This is a genomic window from Arhodomonas sp. KWT2, from assembly GCF_041949875.1.
Taxonomy (GTDB): domain Bacteria; phylum Pseudomonadota; class Gammaproteobacteria; order Nitrococcales; family Nitrococcaceae; genus Arhodomonas; species Arhodomonas aquaeolei.
On sequence record NZ_JBHFPQ010000032.1, the window covers coordinates 81,859 to 107,044 of the forward strand.

A 25,186-nucleotide genomic window follows, 5' to 3' on the forward strand; every position below is an offset into this window, starting at 1 on the left:
CGGGCACGGCCGGTGGGGGCTGCCTGCAGGTGCGCTCGCCGGCCCCGGGGTGGGCGGCGTGTGACGACGGGCCGACCCGCTGAGGGAGAGATATCCGGCGAGCATGCGCTGCGGCGGCGGCTTGCAGCTCTGGAGGGGTTCGTCGAGGCCGCCCCGGTGGGCCGTCTTCAGGTTACTGCGGAAGGTTCGGTCGCCGAGGCCAACCCCGCCGCAGCGCGATTGACGGGCGTCGACGAACCGGTTGGCCGGCATTTCGTGGCACTGCTCGATCCCGGCGCCGTGTGCTCTTCCGCGTTCGAGGCGGCGCTCGCCGGTGGCGAGGGTGTGCTGCGACTGTGTCTGCCCGTGCCCGGCGGCGTGCCGGGCCGGTGGCTGGTCGTGACCGTCCGGGCGCTGGAAGACGGGGCCGACGTGATGCTGGAGGCCCTGGACGAGCGGCGCGAGGCGGTGCAGCGCAGCCGTGCCGAACGGACGTATTTCCGGCAGAGTTTCCACCTCAACATTGCCCCGAAGCTGCTCATCGAGGCGGCGACGGGGCGTATCGCGGACGCCAACGACTCGGCCCTCGCGTTCTATGGCTACACCCGCGGTCAGATCACCACCCTGCACGTCGGCGATCTGAACACGCTTGCCCCGGACATGCTGACGGGGGAGATCGACCGGGCCCGCCGGGAGCAGGAGCGCTTCTTCCGCTTCCGCCACCGTACCGCGAACGGTGAGCTGCGGGAGGTGGAAGTGTACTCGGGACCCGTGTTCATCGACGGCCGGGAGTACCTCCACTCCATCGTTCACGATGTCACCCGCGCGCATCGCTATCAGCAGTGGCTGGAGCGCTACCGGCGGATCTTCGAGTCGCTGCCGGTGGGCGTGTACAGCAGCCGCCCCGCTGACGGCGGGCGGGTCACCGATGCCAATCCCGCGATGGCCCGGATCCTCGGGGCGGCGACACCCGACGAGCTCATCGGCCGGTCCGCCGCCTCTTTCCACCCCGATTCCGCCCAGGCGCGTGCAGTGGCGGCCGAGCTGATGCGCGCGGGTGTGCTGCGTGCCCGCGAGTTGCCGCTGCGGACGCTGGACGGGCGGGAGGTCTGGGTCGCAGTCACCGCGCGGGTCCGCGACAGCGCCGGCGAGCGCTGGATCGACGGGATCGTGGAGGACATCAGCGAACGGCGGGCGCTTGCCGCCGAGCAGCGGCTGCTGGCCAAGGCCTTCCGTACCAGCCAGGCGCTGATGATCACCGACGCGAACGGCGTGATCGAGCGCGTGAATCCCGCGTTCACCACCCTCACCGGCTACCCGGCGTCGGAAGCGGTGGGGGCGACACCGGCGTTGCTGCGCTCCGGGCACCACGATGAGGCGTTCTTCGCGCGCATGTGGACGGCGGTGCGCGAGCAAGGCCGGTGGGAGGGCGAGATCTGGAACCGGCGCCGCGACGGTGTCGTCCAGCCCCACTGGGAATCGATCGCCGCTGTCTACGACCATGCCCGGCGGGTCGAGCATTACGTCTGCGTGTTCCACGACATCAGCGAGCACAAGCGCCTGCTCACGGAGCTCGAGCACCTGGCCACCCACGACCGGCTTACCGGTGTCACCAACCGCGGCAGGCTCTACACGCTGCTGCAGGCCGCGGAGTCGGCGTTCACGCGTTACTCGACACCGTTCTCCGTGGTGCTTTTCGATATCGACTGGTTCAAGTCCGTGAATGATCGCTTCGGTCATCCGGTCGGCGACCGTACCCTGATCGAGCTCACCCACAGGGTCGCCGCGATCCTCCGCGAGGCGGACCAGTTCGGGCGCTGGGGCGGCGAGGAGTTCCTGGTGCTGGCCGCACACACGGATCTTCGCGGTGCGACGGTGCTTGCCGAGCGGATCCGCCGTGCCGTCGCCGACGCCCCGTTCCCCGGGGTCGGCCCCGTCTCGGTGAGTCTCGGGGTGGCGGAGATGCGTTTCGGCTGGACCCTGGCAATGCTGACCGAGCGCGCCGATGCCGCCCTCTATGAGGCGAAGGCAACGGGGCGCGACCGGGTCGTCGTGGCACCGGCCTGAGCCCGTCGGCGCAGGCGCGTGCGTATCCCACGAGGCAGTCAGTCTGCGACGCACCTCCCAGCCGGCAGGCCGGGTAAGCGCGCTACCATGAGGGCCTTGTAGGCTGCATCGAAGGGAGGGCCCCAGGTGCGATGAAGGCACTCCGTGGCCGTCGCCGGGTGACGGTCGTGCTGGCTGTCGCGGTACTGCCCGCGCTGATGGCGGGAGCGGCCGCGGCAGATGAGGCCCTGCGTGTCGAGCGGCGCGGCATCGAGGGGGATCCGGTCAGCGTAAGCGCAAGTGAGGCCTTCGCGGCCGACGAGCTGCATCTGCGCAGCGACCGGCGTCTCTCCGCCTACGGCACGCTGCGGGGGGATTTCTCCGGCGCCCTGGCCGGAGACGACGGCCGTTACCGCAGTGGTAGCGTGCGCCGTGCCAGCCTGACCTGGGAGAACGACCAGGCCCCCGTGCCCTTCCGCGTCAAGGCGGGAGACCTCTCGGTGGACACCTCCGCGCGCACCTTCAACCGCTCCATCGATGGTGCGTCGGTGCTGTTCCGCCCGCGTACCACCGGGCCGAGCCAGTCGATGCGGCTGTTTTCCGGCAGCGGCGAAGGCGGCGGCTCACGCTACAGCGGCGGGCGCTGGCGTATCGAGGACACCATCGTCGGTGCCGTGTCGCTCTCGGCGATCCGCTACGACGGGCCGGCGGCGGAGGTGCCAGCGCTGGAAGGCATCAACCAGGACGTCGGGAGCCTGAGCTGGCAGAGGGATCTCACCGTCGCCGGCCAGCGGCTTTCCATGGAGATGGAGTACGGGCGTTTCAGTGGTGACTACGACGCCGCTGGCGGGCACGGTCACGCCGACACCGCCCGGTTCCTGGCGTTGAGCGGTGAAGGCGGGATGTTGCCGTATGACTGGCGGCTGTCCTACGAGCGTTACGGCGAGGATTACCGGCCCGCGGGAGCCGACATCCCGGCGGACCAGCGCATCACCGCGCTGCAGGGGGGCTGGCGCCTGGCCGGCGGGCTCGCCGCGCGGGCCCGGGTCCGTTACGTGCGCGAGGCGCTGGAGAGTGACAACCCGGTGGATGTCCGGCTGACCGGGCTGTCGCTGACCGGGTCGATGGGTCCCGGCGACTTCTCCACCGATGCCTTCGTGAGCCACCGCGAGGACGAGCTCGGCGAGATCGAGCGTGTGACCCGGGCCCTCAGTGCGAACTACGTCTGGCAGCTGATCCGCCACGCAACCCTGCGTGCCGGACTGGCCGGTGGCATGACCCGCAACCGGATCGAGCACTCGGTGACACGCCACCGCCGGGCGAGCATTGCACTGGACTGGCGCCTGTGGGGCGGGGCGTGGCGGGCGAGCCTGTCGTCGGTGTTCGCGGTCCGCTACGAGGACGGCGTGATCGACTATCGCGGTGTCCGGCCCACGCTGGGGCTGAGCTACGTGCCCGGGCCGTGACCGTGCGGACCCTAACGAAAAAGCCCGGTGCGCGGCCGGGCTCATCGCGAATCTGGCGCGCCCGGCAGGATTCGAACCTGCGACCTTCGGCTCCGGAGGCCGACGCTCTATCCAGCTGAGCTACGGGCGCGTTGAGAAGGCACAGAATATCGCGTCGCCGGGGTGATGTCCAAGCATCGGTACGGCCTGTGGCCGGCGAGTTTTCGCCACTGGCCATTCTCGATATACTCTGCCCTCGTTTCCGTTCGGGGTCCCTGCCCCTTACTCCGCTAGCAGACCCGGCGTGGCCGGTGTCTGGCACTGACTCTTTGGGGGGACGCGGTGAGTCGCCAGGAAGACAGAAAGTTCATTCGCAATTTCATCGTCGTCATCGGCGGCCTCGTGGTGACGGCGGTGGTGCTGGCCATCATTGCGGCAACGCTTTACGACGGCAATACCGAGGAACGCCGGCAGTTCACGGCCGAGCGGGCGGCGCAGAACCTCGAACCGGTCGGACAGGTCCGCCTCACCGGCGAGGCCATGCCGGAACTCGCCGCCGGCGGCGGTCAGGAGGAGGCCAGCAGCGGGCCGCGCTCCGGTGAGGAGGTGGTGAACCAGGTCTGTGCCGCCTGCCATCAGAGTGGCACGCTGGGGGCGCCGAAGATCGGCGACAAGGCGGCCTGGTCGCCGCGTGTCGACAAGGGCATGGACACCCTCGTGAACCATGCCTCCAACGGTTTCAACAACATGCCGCCCCAGAAGGGCTCCGCCTCCGAGGAGGAGATCCGCGAGGCCATCCACTGGATGGTCGATCAGGCCGGCCTGAGCGTCGGGGGGTAGCCATGGTACGGGGCGTGTCTGCGAGGACGCGCCCTGTCCCGCCCCGATCCGCATTCCGATCATGTCCGCCGCCCGCCCGGGCGGCGGGCGCGTGACGGCGCCGCCGACGCGGGCCGTACTCCTCACTGACACGATGGCCCGTCTCACCCCGGGTTGCCGTTCCATCGGGACCGTTCCGCCACCTGGCCGTGGTCTCATCTGCTTTTCCTGATGCTGGGGGCTGCCTGTCGGCTCCGGGCGACCGGCGGTTAGGTGTTTTTACGGATAGTCCGGATTCGGATTACGTGAGAGTCTTGGCGTTGCCTTCCTCCCGGCAAATACAGGCAGAGGTGATGATCATGGCAAGGCACGTGTCGAGTGTTTTCGTTGTTGCCCTGATCCTGGGCATCGGTGCGGCGCAGGCGGCCCCGGCAGGCGGCGAGGCCGCGGCCCGTGGCGGTTATCTCTCTCCGCAGGACGTGCGTAACGCGGGTGAGCAGCCGAGCGCGGGTGTTGCGGCCCACTTCAGGGGACCGCGCAGCGCGCGGATGGATCCGCTGGTATCGAGCGGCCAGCTCTCCGAGCAGGACCTCTCGGGCATGGACATGGATCGCCGGATGACGGCCGGCGTCACCCGTCGGCCGTCCCAGCGACCGATGATGCGGCCGCTCGGTGGCCGGATAACGGAGTACGACTTCGACCGCCCGCGGCCAGGGTCCAGGGTCTAGACGTGCGTCCGACGGCAGATCCCGGTTTCCGGTCGGTCACGGGTTGGTAGCCCCCGCTGCCGGAGCGCCGCCGTCGAGCGAAATCCTTCCTCCCCCTCATGGTGCCGCCGGCATTCCAGCGCCGGCCGCACCGCAGGTCTTTCGTCTTCCGCTTTCGCCCTGGCGGCGTGCGGACGGGACGTGTTTTCTCACCACGTTGTCCGCGGGTAGGCCCTGAAGGTCACTGAGTTGACCGGCGAGGCATCCGCTACGCTTTACACGAGGCCGGGACGTCCGGCATCACGCTGGTGGGAGCTGTGCGGTGACCCGCTGCAACACCTACACCGGCACATGGCGTCTGGCCGGGGTGAACGTGCCCGCGCAGGCCTCATTCCGCTATCGCCGCATTGCCCGCAGCGGCTCGGTTTGCTACTGATGGACGCCAATATGCCGCTGCGGCGTTCCCGCCTCGGCACATGCATAGCCAATATCCAACAAGGAGGTCCATCATGGGGAACCGTGTTTTCGCATTCGGCGCGGTGTTCGCGCTGTCCGCGATGCTGCTCGCGGGGTGCGGCGACGGCAGTGAGGGCAATGGTGGCAGCGCCGACAAGTCCTCTGATCAGGCGCAGGCGTCGTCCGACAGTGAGCCGGTCAACCTGATCTTCGGCACCGGGGGTACCTCGGGCACCTATTACCCGATCGGCGGTGCGCTCAAGGGGGTGTTCGAGGCCAGCGACAAGATCGGTGACGTGCAGGTCGTCTCCACCGGCGCCTCGGTGCAGAACATCAACAATATCGAGGACGGCACCAACCAGATCGCCATCGTCATGAGCGACGTGGCTTACGACGCGATCAACGGCCAGAACCAGTTCGACGGGCGCAAGGCCGACATCAAGTCCATTGCCGGGCTCTATCCCAACGTCGTCCAGGTGGTCGCCACCGCGAGCAGCGATATTCACTCCATTGCCGACATGAAGGGCAAGCGCATCGGCGTGGGCAAGGTCGGCTCGGGCGTGGAGCAGAGCGCCAAGAAGGTGCTGGAATCCGCCGGTCTGAGCTATGACGATCTTGGGCGGGTCAGCCACACCGGCTACGCCGACAGCGTCACCGAGATGAGCAACGGTAACCTGGACGCCGCCTTCTTCACCTCGGGCGTGCCCAATTCGAGCATCACCGGCCTGATGCAGAACACCGAGGTCAACTTCGTCAACGTCGACGGCGACACGGCCGACAGGCTGCTCGAGAAGTACCCCTACTACGAGAGCTACGAGATTCCGGCCAACGCGCCCGAGCGCTACGACCTCGATCAGGCCGTCAACACCGTGTCGATCCGCAACCTGCTGATCGTGCCGGGCTCCATGGATGACGACGTCGCCCACGAGCTGGCCAGTCGTTTCTATGACTATCTGGGGACCGACAAGGTCTCGATCAGCGCGCTCAAGCAGTTCGACCGCGACACCATGGACAGGAACCTGGTGGTGCCGGTGGCCGACGGCGCACAGGCGTTCTATGACGAGCAGGGCGGCGGCGACTCCGGCTCGGCCGACGGCGAAGACGATGCCGGCTAGCGGGTGACGCTTGGCACTGCGGTGATGGCCCGCAAACGCAGGGGTCTGATACTGGCGACGGCGGTGATCGGGGGGATCGCCGCCGTCTTCGTTTGGCCGCAATCCTGGCTGCTGATCCGCCACAATGGCGACCTGCGCTACGTCTATCCCGCGCAGGACGGGACGACTTTCGCACTGCGCTGGACCCATTCGGTGGAGCGCGAGAACTGGATCGAACGTTTTCGTCTGCACAACGGCCAGATCATGCTCATCGGCACCCGCTTCAAGACCTTCGGCGCGGGCGTGCCGGCGCACGCCGGCAAGCGCACCACGCTGGAGAACGGCTGGGTGGTAATGAGCGGCATCGACCGGATCGTGGACCCTTTGGCCGTGCAGGCCGCGGCGGCGGAAAACTACAGTCTGCGCTACGATGGCGCCTGGCACGCGCTCGGTCGGCAGGCCGGTGCGCCCATTCTCACGTTTGCCTATGCACGCGCGCCGCTGTATCGCGTGCTGCCGACCCTGATTGGAAACTGGATCGATACACGAGGCACGGGCTGATTCTATGAGCGTGTCCCAGCCGGGCGGCGAGAGCCCGCAAGCGGAGATTGCGTCGCGCGAGACATTGGAAAAATACGATCGCGAGAGCGTAATGCGTGATCGCCTGCCGAAGGCGATCATGCAGGTCGTGATCGCCGTGAGCGTGCTGCTCGCGCTGTTTCACCTGTACACCTCGTTCGCCGGGCCGCTGGTCGATATCAAGCAGCGCAGCATCCACCTGTACGTGCTGCTCGGGCTGAGCTTCGTTCTTTACCCGTTCGCCAGGAAGGGCGCGCGCGACCGGTTGCCGCTGGCCGAGGCCGTGCTGGCGCTGCTGGCGGTGGCCATCGGCTGCTACATGCTGTTGTCCGCCGACCGGGTGATCGCCTCGGCCGGGCGTATCAACAATGTCGACATGGTGGTGGGCCTGGCTGCGCTGGGACTGGTCATCGATGCCGCGCGGCGCGTGACGGGCTGGGGCCTGCCCGGGTTGGCGGCGGCGTTCCTGGTCTATGCCTTCTACGCCAAGCTGTCGCTGTATCCGGATCTCAACGAGGCCATCGTGCTCGCGACCACGCGCCAGGTCGTGTCGCACCTGGTCTATATCACCGAGGGGCTGCTGGGCACGGCGATTGCGGTATCGGCGAGCTACATCATCCTGTTCATCCTGTTCGGCGCATTTCTGATCAAGTCGGGGCTGGGGCAGCTGTTCAACGACCTAGCGCTCGCGATCGCCGGCCCGTCCAGGGGCGGTCCGGCCAAGGTCGCCGTGGTCGCCAGCGGCTTTCTCGGCTCGATCAACGGCTCGGCGATCGCCAACGTGGTGACCACGGGCGCGTTCACCATCCCGCTGATGAAGCGCACCGGCTACCGTGCCGAATTCGCCGGTGCGGTCGAGGCCGCGGCGAGCGTGGGCGGCCAGATCCTGCCGCCGATCATGGGTGCGGCGGCCTTCATCATGGCCGAGGTGCTGGGTGTGCCCTATACCCAGATCATGCTGGCGGGCATCATCCCGGCGCTGCTGTTCTACCTCGGCATCCTGTTTCAGGTGCACCTGCGCGCGCTGCGCAACGGCCTGTCCGGCATCGACCGCGCGGAGCTCACGCCGGTAAAGGAGGTGATGCTCAAGCGCGGGCATCTGCTCATTCCCATGGTCGTGCTGCTGTGGCTGATCTTCGATGGGCGGGCGCCGTTCTTTGCCGCGTTCTGGTCGATTGCATCCACCGTGCTCATCTGCGGCACGCCACGGCTGGTCGTGGGCCTGTCGACGGTGCTCGCGGCTCTGATCTTCGAGCCGCAGATCATGGCGTGGATGGACGGTCGCAGCCTGCCGCACATGACGGCCGCACGCTGGTGGCTGTTCGCCATCATCGCCGTACCGGTGGCCGTCAACTTCGCGCGCCGCGCGCTTTCACTGGAGTCCGAGGTCATGGACGTTGGCGACTGTCGCGACGCCATGACCGACGGTGTGCGTAACGCTATCCCCGTGGCCATCGCCTGCGGCGCGGTGGGCATCATCGTCGGCGTGGCCACGCTCACCGGTATCGCCCTGGACGCCGCCGATGCGGTCGTGACCATGGGCCAGGCGATTCCCTACGACATGCTCCGGCTGCTGGTCACGCTGGCACTCACCATGGCCGCCTCCATCGTGCTCGGCATGGGCCTGCCCAGCATTCCGTGCTACATCATCACCTCGACCATGGCGGCGCCGATCCTGCTCAACCTGCCGCTGTTCCGCGAGCTGGCCGGCTCCGGCGACACCGCCATCTTCGTGGCGCACATGTTCGTGTTCTACTTCGGCATCTTCGCCAACCTCACGCCGCCGGTGGCACTGGCCGCCTATGCCGGCGCCGGCATCTCCGGCGGCACGCCCAACGCCACTGGCATACAGGCGATGAAGCTGGCCATCGCCGGGTTCGTGGTGCCCTATATGTTCGTGTTCGCCCACAGCATGCTCATCATCGACGCGACCTGGCTCAATGTGCTCATGGTGGCCGTCACCGGTGTGCTCGGCGTGCTGTTGCTGGCCGTTGCGGTTGAGGGCTATATGCGGCGTGCGCTGACGCCCGCGTGGCGCTTGCTCGCACTGGTCGGGGCGCTGGCGCTTATCTATCCGGGGCTGGCCAGTGACGCGCTCGGCGCTGTGATTGCGGTCGTTGTGTTCATGCTCGGCGGGCGATCCATGGAAAAGCCGGCGTACGCGACTGGCGGCTAATGCGCGGGGCTTGTGAAAGCCCGCGTGCCGCGCCGGTGTCACCGTGTGAGCGCGGTGCCACGAGGTCCCGCGGTCGCGGAACCGGTCCACGTTTCGGTGCCCCGGCACGGCGTGTGTTCCGTGGGCGTGAACGAGTACCCGGCCGCCGCCTCGCTGGGCGGCGGGCCGGTGCGTGTGGTCATCGCCTGCGGATGGGCAATGAATGCGGTCCCGCCGCTGTTTATGGGCTTGATGACGGCGCACCGGCGATGCCGCACGTCTGGATCGTCGCGGTTCTGGCTGTGATCGCTCACTGACTAGCGCAGCCCCCCGAGCAGCATCCGTTCCGCCTGTTCCAGGTTCTCCGGGGTCGCGTAGAGCACCAGCACGTCGCCGCTGCGGAGCTGGGTGTCCGGCTCGGGCTGAGGCCCGCGGATGCCGCCGCGGCGCACCGCCGTCACGTTCACGCCGATCTCCTCCAGGCGCAGCTCCTCCAGGCGCTTGCCCACACCGTACGCCCGTTCCGGCAGGGTCACCGCGTGGAGCTGTTCGCGGAAGCGGTCCGCCTTCTCGAGGTCGACCCGCTCCTCGCCGTGGAAGTAGCCGCGCAGCATCTGGTAGCGGTTGGCGCGGACGTCGCGCACGTAGCGGAAGATCCGGGTCAGCGGGATGTCGAGCAGGGTCAGCGCGTGGGTGGCGAGCATCAGGCTCGCCTCCAGCACCTCGGGAACGATGGCGGTGGCCCCCGCCCGGTGGAAACGCTCCAGCCAGACGTCGTCGCGGGTGCGCACCACCACCGGTAGCTGCGGATGGCGTCCGCGCACGTGCTCGAGGACGTTGAGCGTGGCAGTGGGATCGTTGTAGGTCAGCACCACCATGCGTGCGCGCTCGAGCCCCGCTGCGGCGAGGATCTCCTGGCGCGCGGAGTCGCCGAACTGCACCCGCTCGCCGGCGGCCTGGGCCTCGCGCACGCGGGCCGGGTCGAGGTCCAGGGCGAGATAGGGGATGCCTTCCTCCTCCAGGAAGCGCGCCACGTTCTGCCCGGTGCGCCCGTAGCCGGCAATGATCACGTGGTCCGTCAGCGCGGCCGCGTGGGCGGCCACCTGGCGCTCGGTGACCGAGCCGTGAGAGGACTCGCCGGTATCCACGAGGCCGTGGGCGATGTGCTCGTTGTGGCGCACCATCACCGGCACCACCGCCATGCTGAGCACCACGGCGGCGAGGGTGATCTGGCCCGCCACCGGGTCGAGCACCGCCTGCGAGAGGCCGAGGGAGAGCAGGGCGAAGCCGAATTCGCCGCCGCCGGCGAGGATCACGGCGGTGCGCATCGCCACCCGCGGGTCGTTGCGGCCGAGCCGGGCGAGGCCGTAGATCGCGCCGAGTTTCAGGGCCATGAACCCGGCTACCACGGCGAGCACGCCGAGCCAGTGATCGGCGACGACCGACAGGTCCAGCAGCATGCCCACGGTGACGAAGAACAGCCCCAGCAGGACGTCCCGGAACGGGCGAATGTCCGCCTCGATCTGGTGGCGGTACTCGGTCTCGCCGAGCATGATCCCGGCGAGAAAACCGCCCAGTGCCAGCGACAGCCCGGCAAGGTGACTCGTCCAGGCCGCGAGCAGGGCCACCAGCAGTACCGTGAGCGTGAACAGCTCGTTGGAGCGTGCCTGCGCTACCTCGTGGAACAGCGGGCGCAGGGCCCAGTGGCCGATCGCCAGGAGGATGGCGAAAACCAGTGCGCCGCGTACGAACGCCGCGCCCATGGCCAGGGCGATGCCGTCGCCGGTCTCGCGCCCGAGCAGCGGGATCAGGATGAGCAGTGGCACCACCGCGAGGTCCTGGAACAGCAGCACGCCCACCGCCCGGCGGCCATGCCGGCTGTGGATCTCCACCTGCTCGGTGAGCTGCTTGATGATGATGGCGGTGGACGACAACGCCAGCGCCCCGCCGATCACCGTCGCGGCACCGCCGCCGGCGCCCAGCGCCCAGGCCGTGAGTCCCAGCACCCCGGTGCACAGCGCCACCTGGGCGCCGCCCAGGCCGAACACCGTCCAGCGCATCGCGCGCAGCTGCGGCAGGGAGAATTCCAGACCGATGGTGAACAGCAGGAAGACGACCCCGAACTCCGCCAGCGGGCGGACCTCCTCGACGTCGCCGACCAGTCCGGTCGCCGACGGCCCGAGCGCCACCCCCACCGCGAGGTAACCCAGCACCGGGGGCAGGCGCAGACGGCGGAAGGCGGTCACGGCCACCACCGAGGCAGTGAGCAGGATCAGGACCTCGTCGAGCATGGGCACGCCGGGGCGTCCTCCCGGTGGCGAAGGGGACGCGCACATCCTAACCCGGAAACCACCCCGATGCGCCGCCCGCGCTGCCCTGTTCGGGTGCGCGGAATGCACCATTGTGGCGCGTTGGGAACGGGCTGGGGACGATTCGTGGAGGGTGGGGCGGTGGCACGGCTTGTGCTTCTCCCGCAGTGAAGCCATTCCACAAGGATGCACCAACCATGACTTACCGTTCCCTGCTGCCGGGGCTCGTGGCGCTGCTCGCCCTGCCCGTGACCGCGCTGGCCCATCCGGGCCACGGTGCGGCCGGATTCACCGCCGGCCTCGCGCACCCGTGGCTGGGGGCTGACCACCTGCTCGCCATGATCGCCGTAGGCGCGTGGGCGCTGACCCTGGGTGGCCGGGCCCGCTGGCTGCTGCCCGCGACTTTCGTCGCCGGCATGGCCGGCGGGGCTGCGCTCGGCGCGGGCTACGGGGCTGCCGCGCTGGCCGAGTGGGGCATCGCCGGCTCGCTGGTGTTCTTCGGTGTCTGCCTGGCCGCCGGGCGGCGCCTGCCGCTGGGGATGGCCGTCGTGATCACCGCGCTGTTCGCCGTGGCCCACGGCCATGCCCACGGGGCGGAGGCCGGCGGCGGCACCGCCTGGCTCGCCTTCGGCGCCGGCATGGTCCTGGCGACCGCGGTCCTGCACGCCCTTGGCGTGCTCGCCGGCATCGCTGCGCAGCGCCTGCCGGCGGCCGGCATCGGCCTGCGGCTGGCGGGCGGCGCGACCGCCGCCTTCGGCGCCGTGGCCCTGGTGGGCCTGCTGGCGTGAGCGCGGCGCCGGCCAGTGCACCGGGATGGCGCGCCGGGCTGGAGCTGGGTTTCGGCCGGGATGGTTCGCGAACCATCCCGGTGCATCGGCGCCACTTCGGGCCGCTGCGGGTTCAGAAGGCATTCCACCCGGAGCCCGGCGTGTGCCACAGCTACATCCTGCACCCGCCGGGCGGGGTGGTCGGCGGGGACCGGCTCAACACCACGGTGGACGTGGCCGGTGACGCCCATGCCCTGATCACGACACCGGGGGCGAACAAGTTCTATCGCAGTGGCGGGCCGGTGGCCTGCCAGCGCCAGACCCTGCGGGTCGCCGACGGCGGCACCCTGGAATGGCTGCCGCTGGAGCAGATCGTCTTCGACGGCGCCCAGGCGGAGGCGACGCTGGCGGTGGAGCTCGCCGGCGATGCCCGCTTCATCGGCTGGGAGGTGACCTGCCTGGGCCGGCCGGCGGGGGCGCTGCCCTTCGTCAGCGGCCGCTTCGACGCCCGGCTGCGCATCCACCGGGATGGCCGGCCGCTGCTGCACGAACGCAACGACCTGGCCGCCGGCAGCGGTCTGCTCTCCGCGCCCTGGGGGCTCGGGGGTGCCGAGGCCACCGCCATCCTGCTCGCCACCGGCGCCGACGACGCCGCAGTGACCGCGGTGCGCGAGCTGCTGCCCGCCGACGCCGTCGCGGGCGTGACCCGGCTCGACGACGTGCTGGTGCTGCGCTGGATCGGTGACGGTGCCGAGGCGGCCTTCGCCCTGCTGCGCGCGGCCTGGGCGGCGCTGCGTCCCCGGCTGCTGGATCGCCCGGCCTGTGAACCCCGGATCTGGAGGACCTGAGACGTGGAACTGACACCCCGTGAGAAGGACAAGCTGATGCTCGCCACCGCCGCGATGGTGGCGGAACGGCGGCTCGCCCGGGGCGTGCGCCTGAACTACCCGGAATCGATGGCCTACATCGCCAACGCCATTGTCGAGGGCGCCCGTGACGGGCGCAGCGTCGCCGAGCTGATGAGCGAGGGCACGCGGCTGCTCACCCGCGACCAGGTGATGGACGGCATCCCCGAGATGCTGCGGGAGGTGCAGGTGGAGGCGACATTCCCCGACGGCACCAAGCTGGTGACCGTCCACGACCCGATCAGCTGAGCCCGCGCGGGAGAGGAGACCGGCAATGATTCCAGGCGAGATCATCCCCGCCGACGGCGGGATCGAACTCAACCAGGGCCGCGAGCGGCGTACCCTGAGCGTGGCCAATACCGGCGACCGGCCCGTGCAGGTCGGCTCGCACTACCACTTCCACGAGACCAACCCGACACTGTCCTTCGACCGGGACCAGGCGCTCGGCTTCCGGCTGGACATCCCGGCGGGGACCGCGGTGCGCTTCGAGCCCGGGCAGTCGCGCACGGTCACCCTGGTGGCCTATGCCGGCGAGCGCCGCGTGGTGGGGTTCCGCGGTGAGGTCATGGGGGCGGTGAAATGACGCGCATAGAACGTGACGCCTACGCCCAGATGTACGGGCCCACCACCGGCGACCGGGTGCGCCTCGGCGACACCGACCTGGTCATCGAGGTCGAGCGCGACCACACCGTCTACGGCGACGAGGTGAAGTTCGGCGGCGGCAAGGTCATCCGCGACGGCATGGGCCAGAGTCAGCGCAGCGGTGCCGAGGTCGTCGACCTGGTGATCACCAACGCCCTGATCCTCGATCACTGGGGCGTGGTCAAGGCGGACATCGGCATCCGCGACGGGCGCATCGCCGGGATCGGCAAGGCCGGCAATCCGGACACCCAGCCCGGCGTGGACATCGTCGTCGGCCCGGGCACCGAGGTGATCGCCGCCGAGGGCAGCATCGTCACCGCCGGCGGCATCGACGCGCACATCCACTTCGTCTGCCCGCAGCTGGTGGAGGAGGCGCTGATGTCCGGGGTCACCACCATGCTCGGCGGCGGCACCGGGCCCGCCACTGGCACCAATGCCACCACCTGCACCCCCGGGGCGTGGAACATCTCGCGCATGCTCCAGGCCGCGGACGCGTTCCCCATGAACCTGGGCTTCCTGGGCAAGGGCAACGCCAGCCTGCCGGAGCCGCTGCGCGAGCAGATCAGCGCCGGCGCCATGGGGCTCAAGCTCCACGAGGACTGGGGCACCACGCCGGCGGCCATCGACAACTGCCTCACCGTGGCCGATGCCTACGACGTGCAGGTGGCGATCCACACGGACACCCTCAACGAGTCCGGCTTCGTCGAGGACACCATCGCCGCGTTCAAGGGCCGGACCATCCACACCTATCACACCGAGGGGGCGGGCGGCGGCCACGCACCGGACATCATCAAGGCGGCCGGCGAGGCCAACGTGCTGCCGTCGAGCACCAACCCGACGCGGCCGTACACGGTGAACACCATCGACGAGCATCTCGACATGCTCATGGTCTGCCACCACCTGGACCCGGCGATTCCGGAGGACGTGGCCTTCGCCGAGTCGCGCATCCGCCGCGAGACCATCGCCGCGGAGGACATCTTCCACGACCGCGGGGCGTTCTCGATGATCGCCTCCGACTCCCAGGCCATGGGCCGGGTCGGCGAGGTGGTATCGCGCACCTGGCAGACCGCGCACAAGATGAAGCGCCAGTTCGGTGCCCTGCCGGAGGACAGCGAGCGCAACGACAACTTCCGTGCCCGCCGCTACGTCGCGAAGTACACCATCAACCCGGCGATCACCCACGGCATCGCCCACGAGGTGGGGTCGGTGGCCGTCGGCAAGCTCGCCGACCTGGTGCTCTGGAAGCCGGCGTTCTTCGGCGCCAAGCCGGGGGTCATCGTCAAGGGCGGGATGATCGCCGCCGCCCCGATGGGCGACCCCAACGCCTCCATCCCCACGCCTCAGCCGGTGCACTACCGGCCCATGTTCGGCGCCTACGGCGGCGCGCTCGCCGAGACCGCGGTGACCTTCGTCTCCGCGGCGGCGGCGAGGGCCGGCGTCGCCGACCGTCTCGGCCTTGCCAAGCGCACGGTGGCCGTCGCCGGCTGTCGCACGGTGACCAAGGCGGACATGAAGCTCAACGACTGGCAGCCGAGCATCGAGGTCGATCCGCAGACCTACCAGGTCCGCGCCGACGGCGAGCGCCTGACCTGCGAGCCCCTCGAGGAGCTGCCCCTCGCCCAGCGCTACTACCTCTTCTGAGCGCGGGCGGCGACGATACGGAGACGACGAGCGTGATCGAGCTCACGGAACGATACGACGACGTGCGGTCCGCGGAGGCAGTGCTGACCCTGCCCTTCGAGACCCGGCAGAAGAGCCGCTTCCGCGCCACCCTGGACGACGGCCGGGATGCCGGGGTGCATCTGCCGCGGGGCTCCCTGCTGCGCGACGGCGACCGCCTCGGCGGCGACGGCGCCCCGGTGGTCCGGGTCGCCGCCGCCGCCGAGGCCGTGTCCACGGTGACCGCCGGAGACCCCACGACCCTGGCGCGGGGCGCCTATCACCTGGGTAACCGGCATGTGCCACTGCAGGTCGGCGAGGGCTGGCTGCGTTACCGCCGCGACCACGTCCTCGACGCCATGGCCGCCGGTCTCGGCCTGGCGGTGCACCACGAGTCCGCCCCCTTCGAGCCCGAAGCGGGGGCCTACGGCCACGGGCATGGCCACCACCACGACCATGCCTGATCCGGCCACCCTGCGGCTGTGGCAGCTCATCAGTCCGACCCTGCCGGTGGGGGCGTACGCCTACTCGGCCGGGCTGGAGACGGCGGTGGCGGACGGCGCGGTGCGCGACGGTTCCGACCTCGCGGACTGGCTCGCCGGGCAGGCCGGCGCGCTGCTGGTGCCGGTGGACCTGCCGGCGCTGGCGCGGCTGATGCGTGCCTGGACGGCGGGGGATGCCGAGGGGCTGGGCTACTGGACCGACTGGCTGCGTGCCGCGCGGGAGACCGCGGAGCTGCGCGCCGAGGACGAGCACATGGGCCGGGCGCTGGCGCGGCTGCTCGTCAGCCTCGGCGAGAGCGACGCCGGCGACTGGGACGCCCCGGGGCGCACCAGCTGGGCGACGCTGTTCGCCCTCGCCGCCAGCCGCTGGGATATCCGTGTCGAGGATGCCGCGGCGGGCTATCTCTGGACCTGGCTGGAGAACCAGGTTGCCGCCGGGGTGAAGCTCATCCCCCTCGGCCAGTCCGCGGGCCAGCGGGTGCTCTTCGAGCTCGGCGTCCGGGTGCCGGAGTGGACCCGCGCCGCGCTGGGGCTCGCGGACGAGGCCCTCGGCGGCTCGGCCCCGGGTGTGGCCATCGCCAGCAGCCGCCACGAGACCCAGTACACCCGACTGTTCCGCAGCTGAACCACGGAGAATCACGATGACCCGCACCGACCCCCTTCGCATCGGTATCGGCGGCCCGGTGGGCTCGGGCAAGACCGCCCTCACCCTGGCGCTGTGTCGCGCGTTGCGGGAGCGCTTCTCCCTCGCGGTGGTCACCAACGACATCTATACCCGCGAGGACGCGGATTTCCTGGGCCGTCACCACGCCCTGCCCGAGGGCCGCATCGTCGGCGTGGAGACCGGCGGCTGCCCGCATACCGCGATCCGCGAGGACGCCTCCATGAACCTCACCGCCGTGGCGGACCTCCAGGCCCGGTTCCCCGGGCTGGACGCCGTGCTCATCGAGTCCGGCGGCGACAACCTGTCCGCGACCTTCAGCCCCGAGCTCTCGGACCTTACCCTCTACGTCATCGACGTCAGCGCCGGCGACAAGATCCCGCGCAAGGGCGGCCCCGGGATCACCGGCTCGGACCTGCTGGTGATCAACAAGACCGACCTGGCGCCCCACGTCGGCGCCTCGCTGTCGGTCATGGAGCGTGACGCCCGCGCGATGCGCGGCGAGCGGCCGTTCTGCTTCACCAGCCTCGCCCGCGAGGAGGGGCTCACCGGGGTGATCAGCTTCATCCTGCGCGAGGGGATGCTGGAGACGCAGGCGGAGGATCTGCCCGCGAGCGGCGTTTCGCCGGAGGAGACGGGCGCGACCGCGGCGAAAGACTAGCCGCCGGCGGCGTACCGGTCCGTCGGTGGCTCCTGGGCGGAGGTCCGGCCGGTGTCCTCCGGCCGGGTGTAGTGCACAAGCGCGACCGGCAGGCCGTTCTCCGGGTGCGGCACGACCTCCATGGGGATGCCGTAGATGTCCCGGAGGGTGGCCTCCTCCATCATGGCGTCCGGGGTCCCCTCGGCCAGGAGCCGGCCCTGGCGCAGCGCGATGAGCTGGTCGCAGTAGTGTGCGGCCATGTTGATGTCGTGCAGCACGATGACCACGCCGAGCCCGAGCTCGTGGCTGAGCCGCCGGATCAGCGCCAGCATCTCCACCTGGTGGGCGATGTCCAGCGCGGTGAGGGGCTCGTCGAGGATCAGGAACCGGCTGCCCTGGGCGAGCAGCATGGCCAGCCATACGCGCTGGCGTTCGCCGCCGGAGAGGGTGTCCACCATGCGCTCCGCGAACGGCTCGGTCTGGGTCAGTGCCATGGCCCGGTCGATGTGGTGGCGGTCCTCGTCGCCGAGGCGGCGCAGCAGGCCGTGCCACGGATAGCGTCCCAGGGCCACCAGCTCGCGGCCGGTCAGGCTCTCGGTGTCCGGCAGGCGCTGGGGGAGGTAGGCCACCTCGCGTGCGAAGGCGCGCCCGCCCCAGCGCGATAGCTCACGGCCCTGAAAGCGGATCATGCCGCCGGAGGGGGAATGCTGCCCCGCGAGAAGCTTGACCAGGGTCGACTTCCCGGAGCCGTTGTGCCCGATCAGCCCGTAGACAAGACCCGCTTCCAGCGAAAGGTCGGTGGGCTGGAGAATGCGCCGGCCCTCGACCTCGAAACTCGCCCCCTTGACCTCAAACACGTCCGCGTCCGCCTGCTGTCCGCTTGCCCAGTGGGAACCGTGTCGATGATAGCCATAACGGGAATGGTTATCAATTGCGCAGGAAGGCGATAGACTGATTCTCCCGAACGCCACTACTGATCGAGCGACCGCCGTGATCCCCGCTCTCGAGCCCCTGTTTCCCGGTGAGTTCGCGGCCTACGGCGAGTGGCTCGTGGCCGCGGAGGCACCGGATTCGGACGTGACCGTCCCCGTGCCGGCACTGCTGGAGGCGGGCGGCCTGGAGCCGTACCTGGAACGGATGCATCCGGGATTCGTGCCGTCGGCCCGCCGGGCCGTGGTCTCGCAGTGGAGCAAGTTCTACTTCGCGCGGCTGATCCTGCCGGTGGCCACGGCGGCGGTCCAGGGCTGGCGGGTGCCGGTGCCGCCGGAGCCCGTCGGCGTCGCCGTCGGCACCGGGGGCGATGTGCAGGCGTTCCACCTGCCGGGCCCCGGTGGGCCGTTCGAGGCCACTCCGGACGGCCCGTTCGAGCGCTTCGCTCACCTGCTCGACGATCACCTGAGCCCTGTCGTCACAGCCCTTGCCCGCCACGAGCGCCTCTCGGCGCGGGTGCTCTGGAGCAACGCGGGCAACTACCTGGAATTCGTCATCGGGCGCCTGGCGGAGGCCGGGTTGTCGCCGGGCGGCGTCGACGACGCGTATGCGCTGCTTGCCGCGTCCCGCCGGCCGGACGGAACCCGTAATCCCCTTCATCAGCCCGTGCGCTACCTTGATGTGCCGGACGGCGAGGGTGGGCGCCGCTCCTGGCGGCAGCGGCGCATGTGCTGCATCCGCGACCTGCTCCCGGAGTACGGGCTGTGCGGCAACTGTCCCCGGCTGGCGGCGCCGCCGCCCGGGGAGTGAGCGGCACCCGGGTGGAGGTATGGAATGAAAAGCATTATCATTCATAAAATGAAGTGCCCAGAGGTACCTCTGCGCACGCCCTGACGACCCAGCCGGGGGGAACCCTTATGGCCGATACCGTCACTGCTGCCGTGGCGGCCGAGCAACCCGCTCCGGGACAGCGCCTGACCGTCGCCGACCTGACTGCCTATGAGCATCGTTACAACCTGAGTCACCGGGTCTCCGGCGAGGGGCACGTGCCGCCGGACCAGACAGTGGCGGAGGGCCGTGTGGCCGAGCGCCAGCCCTGGCGGGGGCTGCAGATGGTGGGCTCCGATCTGTTCGTGCGCCGTACCTATGAAGCCCACGCCCGCCCGGAGGCGCCGGCGCACGTGTCGATCATCGTGCTCCTGGAGGGCCGCGCCGAACTGGCGCTCGGCGCGAGCCGGCACACCCTCACCGCCGGTGACGGGCTGCTCCTCGCCTATGACCGCAACCAGTCGCTGCGGGCGCGTCACCCGGCAGACCAGCGGGTGCGGGCGGTGAACCTCACCCTGCTCAGGGATTCCCTGGAGAATGACCCACGCCTCGCCGGCAGCGTGGATCCGCTGTTCCGGTCCCGCGGCGGCGGGCTGTGGCCGGTGTCGGTGCCTTACGGGCTGCGGCTGTCGCTGGCGGAGTGGATCGCCAGCGCGCCCGCCGCGCCGGCACTGCCCCTGATGGCCGAGGGGCTCGCCCTGCAGCTCGTCGCCCAGGGGCTCGCCGGGCGCGGGCAGGCCCTCCCGGGCCCGGTGCCGGCACCCCGTGGCCGCGACTGGCGGCTGCTCGAGCGCGTGCGCGAGTACCTCGACGAGTACCCGGGCGAGCCCCACACCCTCAAGGCGCTGGCGGGACTGGCCTGCATGAGCCCCAGCACCCTGCGCGCGAAGTTCCGCCGTGCCTACGGGCGCTCGGTGTTCGACTACCTCCGCGAGCGCCGGCTGGAGCAGGCGCACCGGGCGCTGCGCGACGGACTGAGCGTCCAGCAGGCGGCCAACCGTGCCGGCTACCGTCATGCCACGAACTTTGCCACGGCCTTCCGTCAGCGCTATGGGCTGACGCCCAGCGCTGTGCGGTGACGCCCGTATCGGGCGGGCAGGCCTGCCATCCCGCATAGCCTTTGCGGCGCGACCCAAAGGCATGACTGCGCTTGAAAAGGAATAATTCTCACTAGCGCTAATGCCTTTGGACGATAAGCGAGGAGTTGATATGCAGATCTCCCGATCGGCCCGGCGGGGAACGGCCTGGCTACTCGGCGTATCGCTGCTGCCGCTGGCGGCGGCGGCCCAGCAGGGCACGGACGACGTTCAGCAGGGCGCCGATGACACCCAGCTGGTTCTGCCCATTACCGTGACCGGCGAGGCGGCGACAAAGACGGAGACGCCGTTCATCGAGACGCCCCAGGCGGTGTCGCTGATCACCCGCGAGGACATCGAGGAGAAGGCCGCCGACAGCGTGCAGCGCGCCGCCAACTATACCCCCGGTGTGTTCACCAACCAGATCGGCGCGTCCGGCCGCTACGATTATCTGGTGCTGCGCGGCTTCGCCGACGGCAGCATCAACAACACGTTCCTCGACGGCCTCAAGATCATGGGGGACAGCGGTTCCTACAGCTCGATGAGCATCGACCCGTATTTCCTGCAGGACATCGAGGTGGTCAAGGGACCCGCCGCCGTGCTGTACGGCCGCTCCTCCCCCGGCGGGATCGTGGCGCTGAGCAGCAAGCGGCCCGAGTTCGAGCGCAGCGGCGAGGTGCGTTTCCGCGTCGGCAACAACGATCAGCGCAGTGCGGCGTTCGACCTGACCGGCCCGGCCGGCGAGGACGTCGCCTACCGGCTGACCGGCCTCGGCAGCGCCGAGGATACCCAGTTCGGCCCCGTCGAGCAGGAGCGCTATGCCTTCGCGCCGTCGCTGACGTGGGACATCTCCCCGGACACCGATCTAACCCTTCTGGGCTTCTTCCAGAAGGACCCGGAGGGAGGGTACCACTCCGGCCTGCCCTACGAGGGGACCGTCGATGATCATGCCGGCATCAGTCTCGATAACACCTTCTACGAGGGCGAGCCTGATTACGACGAGTTCGAGCGCACCCAGCGTATGTTCGGCTATGAGTTCGAGCATGCGTTCAACGAGCGCTGGGAATTCCGCCAGAAGGTCCGCTACCTGAACTCCGACGTCAGCCTGGACCAGGTCGCCGCGACGGGCTGGATCTCCGACACTGAGCTCGGTCGTTATTACTACGGCGCCGAGGAGGACCTGTCCGCCTGGACGATGGACAACCAGCTCACCGCCGAGCTGGACAGCGGCCCGGTCGAGCACACCGTACTGGTCGGCGTGGATTACCAGCACCGGGACAACGACGTCCTCTGGACGCAGGGCAGCGTGGCGAGCCTGGACGTCACCGACCCGCAGTACGGCAACGACGTCACGCTCACCTATGCGGCCCGCCATGACCGGGAGCTCCGCCAGACCGGCGCCTACCTCCAGGACCAGATGGCGGTTGGCAACTGGCGTTTCGTCGTCGGCGGCCGCCACGACTGGGTCGATATCGAGAACACCAACAAGACCGCGGGTACCACCAGCGAGCTGGACGACACCCAGTTCAGCGGCCGCGCCGGCGCACTCTATCTCTTTGACAACGGTGTCTCGCCGTACCTGAGCTACTCCACCTCTTTCTCGCCCAACGCGACCACCGATCAGGACGGCGATCTGCTGGAGCCCACCGAGGGCGAGCAGGTGGAGGCGGGGCTGAAGTACCAGCCGCCGGGCACCAGCGACCGCTACAGTGTCTCGGTCTTCCATATCACCCAGGAAAACGTCTCCACCAAGGACCCGGACGAGACCTTCTACCGCGCGGTCGGCGAGATCCGCTCCCAGGGCGTGGAGCTCGAGGTGCGCAGCCGCCTCACCGAGAACCTGTCCGTGCAGGGGGGCTATACCTACACCGACGTCACCTACGAGGAGACCGAGGACGGCACCGAGGGCAACGCCGCCAATCAGGTGCCGGAGCACGAGGTGTCGCTGTGGGGGAACTACACGTTCCACGAGGGCGCGCTCGCCGGTCTGCGTTCCGGCGTCGGCGTGCGCTACAGCGCCGATATCCAGGCGGATGAGGAGAACACCGAGAAGGTGCCGGACTACGCTGTGGTCGATGCCATGCTCGGTTACGATTTCTCCCGAGTCGGCATCGACGGCATGAGTGCGCAGCTCAACGTCTCCAACCTCTTCGATCGGGAGTACATCGCCTCCTGCTACGACCTCAACTATTGCTACTACGGTCGCGAGCGGACCGTCCGGGCGACGCTCACCTACCGCTTCTAGCGCGCCTGGCGGCAGGCGCGGAGGTGGCGTGTCCGCACGCCACCTCCGCGCGGCCCGTGTCGCGGGGATCAATGCGCGGTTGAGTTTGATAATGATTCCCATTATTCGTACTCTATAGCCCTTCTCTTGCCACGGCTGGATCGGAGGTCGTCATGTCGCCGCAAACTGCCTCACCGGGGCTGTTCACGCTCGTGGAGGCCGGTGGGCCCGTGCTCTGGGTGCTGGGCGTGCTGTCGGTTGTGGCCCTCGCCCTGATTGCGGGCAAATGTCTGCAGTTCGTGAGTGCCGGGCTGGGGCGGTTCCGCGAGGTGGAGGCAGCGCTCACCGCCTGGCGCGGACAGGCGCGGCGTGAGGCACTTGAGACCGTCGCCTCGAGCGCCGAGCCGGCAGCGCCGGTGGTGGCCGTGGCGATGCGCGGCACGCGGGATCCGTCGGTGAACGATGAGCAGGTGCGCGAGGAGGTGGTCCGCCAGTCTGTCGCGCTGATCCAGCGCCTGCGCAGCGGGCTGACACCGCTGGAGCTGATCGCCCAGCTCAGTCCGCTGCTGGGGCTGCTGGGCACGGTCCTCGGTATGATCGCCGCCTTCCAGCAGCTCTCCGCCGCTGGCAGCCAGCCGGACCCGTCGGTGCTCTCCGGTGGCATCTGGCAGGCGCTTTTGACCACCGCCGCCGGCCTCATCGTCGCCATTCCGGCATTGTTCGCCCACGCGTGGCTGGATGCCCGGGTGGAGCGTTTCCGAACGCGGCTGGAGGACGCGGTGACCCGGGTGTTCACCCATGCCGCCGCGCCGGCCGATCAGGGTGCCGGTGCCGCCACGGCGGCGCCGGCGGCCGTGGCGGAGGCCGGCGACAGGGCCGCCAATGCGTATTGAGCCGCCGGGCCGGCGGCGGCATGCGCCGAGCCTTACACCGCTCATTGACGTCGTGTTCATCCTGCTGGTGTTCTTCATGCTCGTCTCGCGCCTCGTCGACTGGGGGCGCGTGGACGTCACGGTCAGCGGCGGCGGCAGCGGGGGCGAGAGCGACGTGCGTACCGCGATCGTGCGGGTATTGCCTGACGGCGCGACCCTCGACGGCAGCCGTTACGAGGGGCTGGATGCCCTGGCGGGCGCGGTCCGGGGGGCGAATGCGCCGGCCACTGTCTATCTCGATCCCGCCCCGGAGACGCGGTTGCAGCGGCTCGTGAGTGTTCTGGAGGGACTGCGCGCCCGCGGCGTGGAGGGTGTGCGCCTCCTCGACGACGACGGGGGGCGGTGAATGCAGCTCCCGCGGCCCTCGCCGCGGCGGCAGGGCGATGACCTGCTGCCGCTGATCAACATCATCTTCCTGCTGCTCGTATTCTTCATGGTGGCGGGTACCATGACCCCACCGGAAACATTCCCCGTGCGTCCCCCGGACACCGAGGCGGGGGCATCGGCCGACTCCGAGACCGACCTGCTCGTTGGTCCGGCGGGTGAGCTCGCCTGGCGTGGCGAGCGGGTCAGCCTCGACGGGCTCGATGAACGCCTCGGTGCCGAGCCGCCCGTCCGGGTGGTTATCCGCGCGGATGCCGCCGTCGCCAGCCGTGAGCTGATGCCGGTGCTGGCCCGGTTGCGCGCGGCCGGGGTGAAGCGGGTGACGCTGATCACGCTACGCTCGACATGATCCACGGCAATAGACGTTTCCTGCTGGCTGGGCTGGGGGTATCCCTGGCCGCTCACGCCCTCCTCCTGTGGGGGCTGTGGCGTGTGCCCGTGGGCGGCGGTGGAGGCGGTGGCGCCGGCGGTGGCGGCGGCGGACCCGTCACCCTCGAACTGGCGATGGTCGGCGATGGCGGGCTCCGCAAGGGCGGCGCCGTGGAACAGGCATCGTCCGAGGACGCGCAGCCACAGGGGCCCCCGGCGGAGGCGATGGCGAAGGTCGCACCCGAGCCTGAGCCGAAGCCTGAGCCGAAGCCTGAGCCGAAGCCTGAGCCGAAGCCTGAGCCGAAGCCTGAGCCGAAGCCTGAGCCGAAGCCTGAGCCGAAGCCTGAGCCGAAGCCTGAGCCGAAGCCTGAGCCGAAGCCTGAGCCGAAACCGGAGCCGAAACCGGAGCCGAAACCGGAGCCGAAACCGGAGCCGAAACCGGAGCCGAAACCCAAGCCGGAACCCAAGCCGGAAACCAAGCCGGAAACCAAGCCGGAACCGGAACCTGCGGCGTCATCGGATTCCGGGCCCGCGGGCAAACCGGATGCGGGGACGGAAGAGCCCGCCGAGACAGCGGGCTCGCCGGACGGCGAGTCAACCGGCGGGTCGGAGGGGGTGGCCGGCCGCCCCGGTGGTAAGCGGGCGGCGTCCCCGGGCGGCGGGGGGGCGCCCGGGGGCGGAAATGCCGGGGATCCCGGTGCCGCGGGTAACAAGGGCTACCTCAGCTCGCTGGTCGCGCTGTTCGAGCGACACAAGCATTACCCCCGCCGGGCAAGATTACGCCGCGAAGAGGGGGTCGTCCGAGTGGCGATGCGCATCGCCGCGGACGGAAGCGTCGAGGGCCTGGAGATCGTGCGCGGCTCCGGCAGTCGTACGCTGGATCGCGCGGCCCTGCGAATGGTGCGTTCCGCCTCCCCGCTGCCGGCACCGCCGCCCGGCCTGGTCGGCCGGCAGATCGTGATTCCCGTCGATTACCGTCTCTCCAACCGCTGACGAAGGGTCCCGCGCCCGCTCCGGGCGCGGCGCCGCTCCCCGCTGCCGTCATGTTCGTGGAATACTGTCGCGATCACGGGTAGT

24 protein-coding genes and 1 tRNA gene are annotated in these 25,186 nt (G+C 69.7%); 22 read left to right on the top strand and 3 right to left on the bottom strand.

Going from position 1 to position 25,186, the window contains the following annotated elements:
• Positions 1 to 60: 60 nt before the first annotated feature.
• Positions 61 to 2,046 carry a PAS domain S-box protein gene (locus ACEZHJ_RS04400; protein ID WP_375036270.1) on the top strand — a complete coding sequence of 662 codons (1,986 nt, stop codon included), beginning with the start codon at positions 61 to 63 and terminating at the stop codon, positions 2,044 to 2,046.
• Positions 2,047 to 2,177: 131 nt separating this feature from the next.
• The gene (locus tag ACEZHJ_RS04405) at positions 2,178 to 3,491 is read left to right on the top strand and encodes a hypothetical protein (protein ID WP_259202065.1); all 1,314 of its coding nucleotides are present in this window, start codon (positions 2,178 to 2,180) and stop codon (positions 3,489 to 3,491) included.
• Positions 3,492 to 3,544: 53 nt separating this feature from the next.
• On the opposite strand, the gene ACEZHJ_RS04410 is transcribed toward ACEZHJ_RS04405, so the two are convergent.
• A tRNA-Arg gene (locus ACEZHJ_RS04410) sits at positions 3,545 to 3,621 on the bottom strand.
• Positions 3,622 to 3,812: 191 nt separating this feature from the next.
• Here ACEZHJ_RS04410 and ACEZHJ_RS04415 point away from each other — a divergent pair.
• The 5 genes from ACEZHJ_RS04415 (at position 3,813) to ACEZHJ_RS04435 (ending at position 9,301) form a co-directional block, all read left to right on the top strand.
• Complete coding sequence (locus tag ACEZHJ_RS04415; protein WP_205599908.1) at positions 3,813 to 4,310, top strand: cytochrome c5 family protein; 498 nt, start codon at positions 3,813 to 3,815, stop codon at positions 4,308 to 4,310.
• Positions 4,311 to 4,648: 338 nt separating this feature from the next.
• Entirely contained in the window at positions 4,649 to 5,017 is a 369-nt protein-coding gene (locus ACEZHJ_RS04420) for a hypothetical protein (RefSeq protein WP_259202064.1), read from the top strand.
• A 488-nt stretch (positions 5,018 to 5,505) separates the two neighbouring features.
• The gene (locus ACEZHJ_RS04425) at positions 5,506 to 6,567 is read left to right on the top strand and encodes a TAXI family TRAP transporter solute-binding subunit (RefSeq protein ID WP_163142481.1); all 1,062 of its coding nucleotides are present in this window, start codon (positions 5,506 to 5,508) and stop codon (positions 6,565 to 6,567) included.
• 24 nt (positions 6,568 to 6,591) lie between these two features.
• Positions 6,592 to 7,107 (top strand): DUF1850 domain-containing protein, encoded by a 516-nt coding sequence (locus ACEZHJ_RS04430; protein WP_375036271.1) that lies wholly within the window; start codon positions 6,592 to 6,594, stop codon positions 7,105 to 7,107.
• A gap of 91 nt (positions 7,108 to 7,198) precedes the next feature.
• Positions 7,199 to 9,301, top strand: a complete 2,103-nt coding sequence (locus ACEZHJ_RS04435; protein WP_375036272.1) for a TRAP transporter permease — start codon at positions 7,199 to 7,201, stop codon at positions 9,299 to 9,301.
• 296 nt (positions 9,302 to 9,597) lie between these two features.
• Here ACEZHJ_RS04435 and ACEZHJ_RS04440 read toward each other — a convergent pair whose 3' ends face one another.
• Positions 9,598 to 11,571: a monovalent cation:proton antiporter family protein gene (locus ACEZHJ_RS04440; RefSeq protein WP_259202061.1), complete on the bottom strand. Its 1,974-nt coding sequence runs from the start codon at positions 11,569 to 11,571 to the stop codon at positions 9,598 to 9,600.
• 215 nt (positions 11,572 to 11,786) lie between these two features.
• Between ACEZHJ_RS04440 and ACEZHJ_RS04445 the strand changes: the two genes are divergently transcribed.
• From ACEZHJ_RS04445 to ureG, 8 genes are read left to right on the top strand one after another with little or no spacing between them, the layout of a single operon-like run.
• Positions 11,787 to 12,377, top strand: coding sequence for a HupE/UreJ family protein (locus ACEZHJ_RS04445; protein ID WP_375036273.1), 591 nt, complete (start codon positions 11,787 to 11,789; stop codon positions 12,375 to 12,377).
• Complete coding sequence (locus ACEZHJ_RS04450; RefSeq protein ID WP_163142868.1) at positions 12,374 to 13,204, top strand: urease accessory protein UreD; 831 nt, start codon at positions 12,374 to 12,376, stop codon at positions 13,202 to 13,204. The genes ACEZHJ_RS04445 and ACEZHJ_RS04450 overlap by 4 nt, the downstream gene beginning before the upstream one ends.
• 3 nt (positions 13,205 to 13,207) lie before the next feature.
• On the top strand, positions 13,208 to 13,510 hold the full coding sequence (locus tag ACEZHJ_RS04455) for an urease subunit gamma (RefSeq protein ID WP_018719153.1): 303 nt from the start codon (positions 13,208 to 13,210) through the stop codon (positions 13,508 to 13,510).
• A 25-nt stretch (positions 13,511 to 13,535) separates the two neighbouring features.
• On the top strand, positions 13,536 to 13,844 hold the full coding sequence (locus tag ACEZHJ_RS04460) for an urease subunit beta (protein WP_163142871.1): 309 nt from the start codon (positions 13,536 to 13,538) through the stop codon (positions 13,842 to 13,844).
• A complete protein-coding gene (gene ureC / locus ACEZHJ_RS04465) occupies positions 13,841 to 15,544 on the top strand; it encodes an urease subunit alpha (protein ID WP_259202058.1) in 1,704 nt (567 codons plus the stop codon). Before ACEZHJ_RS04460 ends, ureC begins: the two co-directional genes overlap by 4 nt.
• A gap of 32 nt (positions 15,545 to 15,576) precedes the next feature.
• Positions 15,577 to 16,026 (top strand): urease accessory protein UreE, encoded by a 450-nt coding sequence (gene ureE / locus ACEZHJ_RS04470; RefSeq protein ID WP_163143180.1) that lies wholly within the window; start codon positions 15,577 to 15,579, stop codon positions 16,024 to 16,026.
• Positions 16,001 to 16,690: an urease accessory protein UreF gene (locus ACEZHJ_RS04475; RefSeq protein WP_375036274.1), complete on the top strand. Its 690-nt coding sequence runs from the start codon at positions 16,001 to 16,003 to the stop codon at positions 16,688 to 16,690. Before ureE ends, ACEZHJ_RS04475 begins: the two co-directional genes overlap by 26 nt.
• A 16-nt stretch (positions 16,691 to 16,706) precedes the next feature.
• A complete protein-coding gene (gene ureG, locus ACEZHJ_RS04480; RefSeq protein WP_375036275.1) occupies positions 16,707 to 17,387 on the top strand; it encodes an urease accessory protein UreG in 681 nt (226 codons plus the stop codon).
• Here ureG and ACEZHJ_RS04485 read toward each other — a convergent pair.
• Complete coding sequence (locus ACEZHJ_RS04485) at positions 17,384 to 18,223, bottom strand: ATP-binding cassette domain-containing protein (RefSeq protein ID WP_259202054.1); 840 nt, start codon at positions 18,221 to 18,223, stop codon at positions 17,384 to 17,386. The genes ureG and ACEZHJ_RS04485 overlap by 4 nt on opposite strands.
• A gap of 133 nt (positions 18,224 to 18,356) precedes the next feature.
• Here ACEZHJ_RS04485 and fhuF point away from each other — a divergent pair, with 133 nt between their 5' ends.
• The 7 genes from fhuF (at position 18,357) to ACEZHJ_RS04520 (ending at position 25,102) form a co-directional block, all read left to right on the top strand.
• Complete coding sequence (gene fhuF / locus ACEZHJ_RS04490) at positions 18,357 to 19,106, top strand: siderophore-iron reductase FhuF (protein ID WP_259202053.1); 750 nt, start codon at positions 18,357 to 18,359, stop codon at positions 19,104 to 19,106.
• A gap of 107 nt (positions 19,107 to 19,213) precedes the next feature.
• On the top strand, positions 19,214 to 20,203 hold the full coding sequence (locus ACEZHJ_RS04495; RefSeq protein WP_018719161.1) for an AraC family transcriptional regulator: 990 nt from the start codon (positions 19,214 to 19,216) through the stop codon (positions 20,201 to 20,203).
• A gap of 130 nt (positions 20,204 to 20,333) precedes the next feature.
• Complete coding sequence (locus ACEZHJ_RS04500; protein ID WP_163141829.1) at positions 20,334 to 22,445, top strand: TonB-dependent siderophore receptor; 2,112 nt, start codon at positions 20,334 to 20,336, stop codon at positions 22,443 to 22,445.
• Positions 22,446 to 22,597: 152 nt separating this feature from the next.
• Complete coding sequence (locus ACEZHJ_RS04505; RefSeq protein ID WP_163141832.1) at positions 22,598 to 23,317, top strand: MotA/TolQ/ExbB proton channel family protein; 720 nt, start codon at positions 22,598 to 22,600, stop codon at positions 23,315 to 23,317.
• Positions 23,307 to 23,702: a biopolymer transporter ExbD gene (locus ACEZHJ_RS04510; protein WP_163141835.1), complete on the top strand. Its 396-nt coding sequence runs from the start codon at positions 23,307 to 23,309 to the stop codon at positions 23,700 to 23,702. Before ACEZHJ_RS04505 ends, ACEZHJ_RS04510 begins: the two co-directional genes overlap by 11 nt.
• Positions 23,703 to 24,089 (top strand): biopolymer transporter ExbD, encoded by a 387-nt coding sequence (locus ACEZHJ_RS04515; RefSeq protein WP_259202051.1) that lies wholly within the window; start codon positions 23,703 to 23,705, stop codon positions 24,087 to 24,089.
• Entirely contained in the window at positions 24,086 to 25,102 is a 1,017-nt protein-coding gene (locus ACEZHJ_RS04520) for an energy transducer TonB (protein ID WP_375036276.1), read from the top strand. Before ACEZHJ_RS04515 ends, ACEZHJ_RS04520 begins: the two co-directional genes overlap by 4 nt.
• Positions 25,103 to 25,186: the final 84 nt, after the last annotated feature.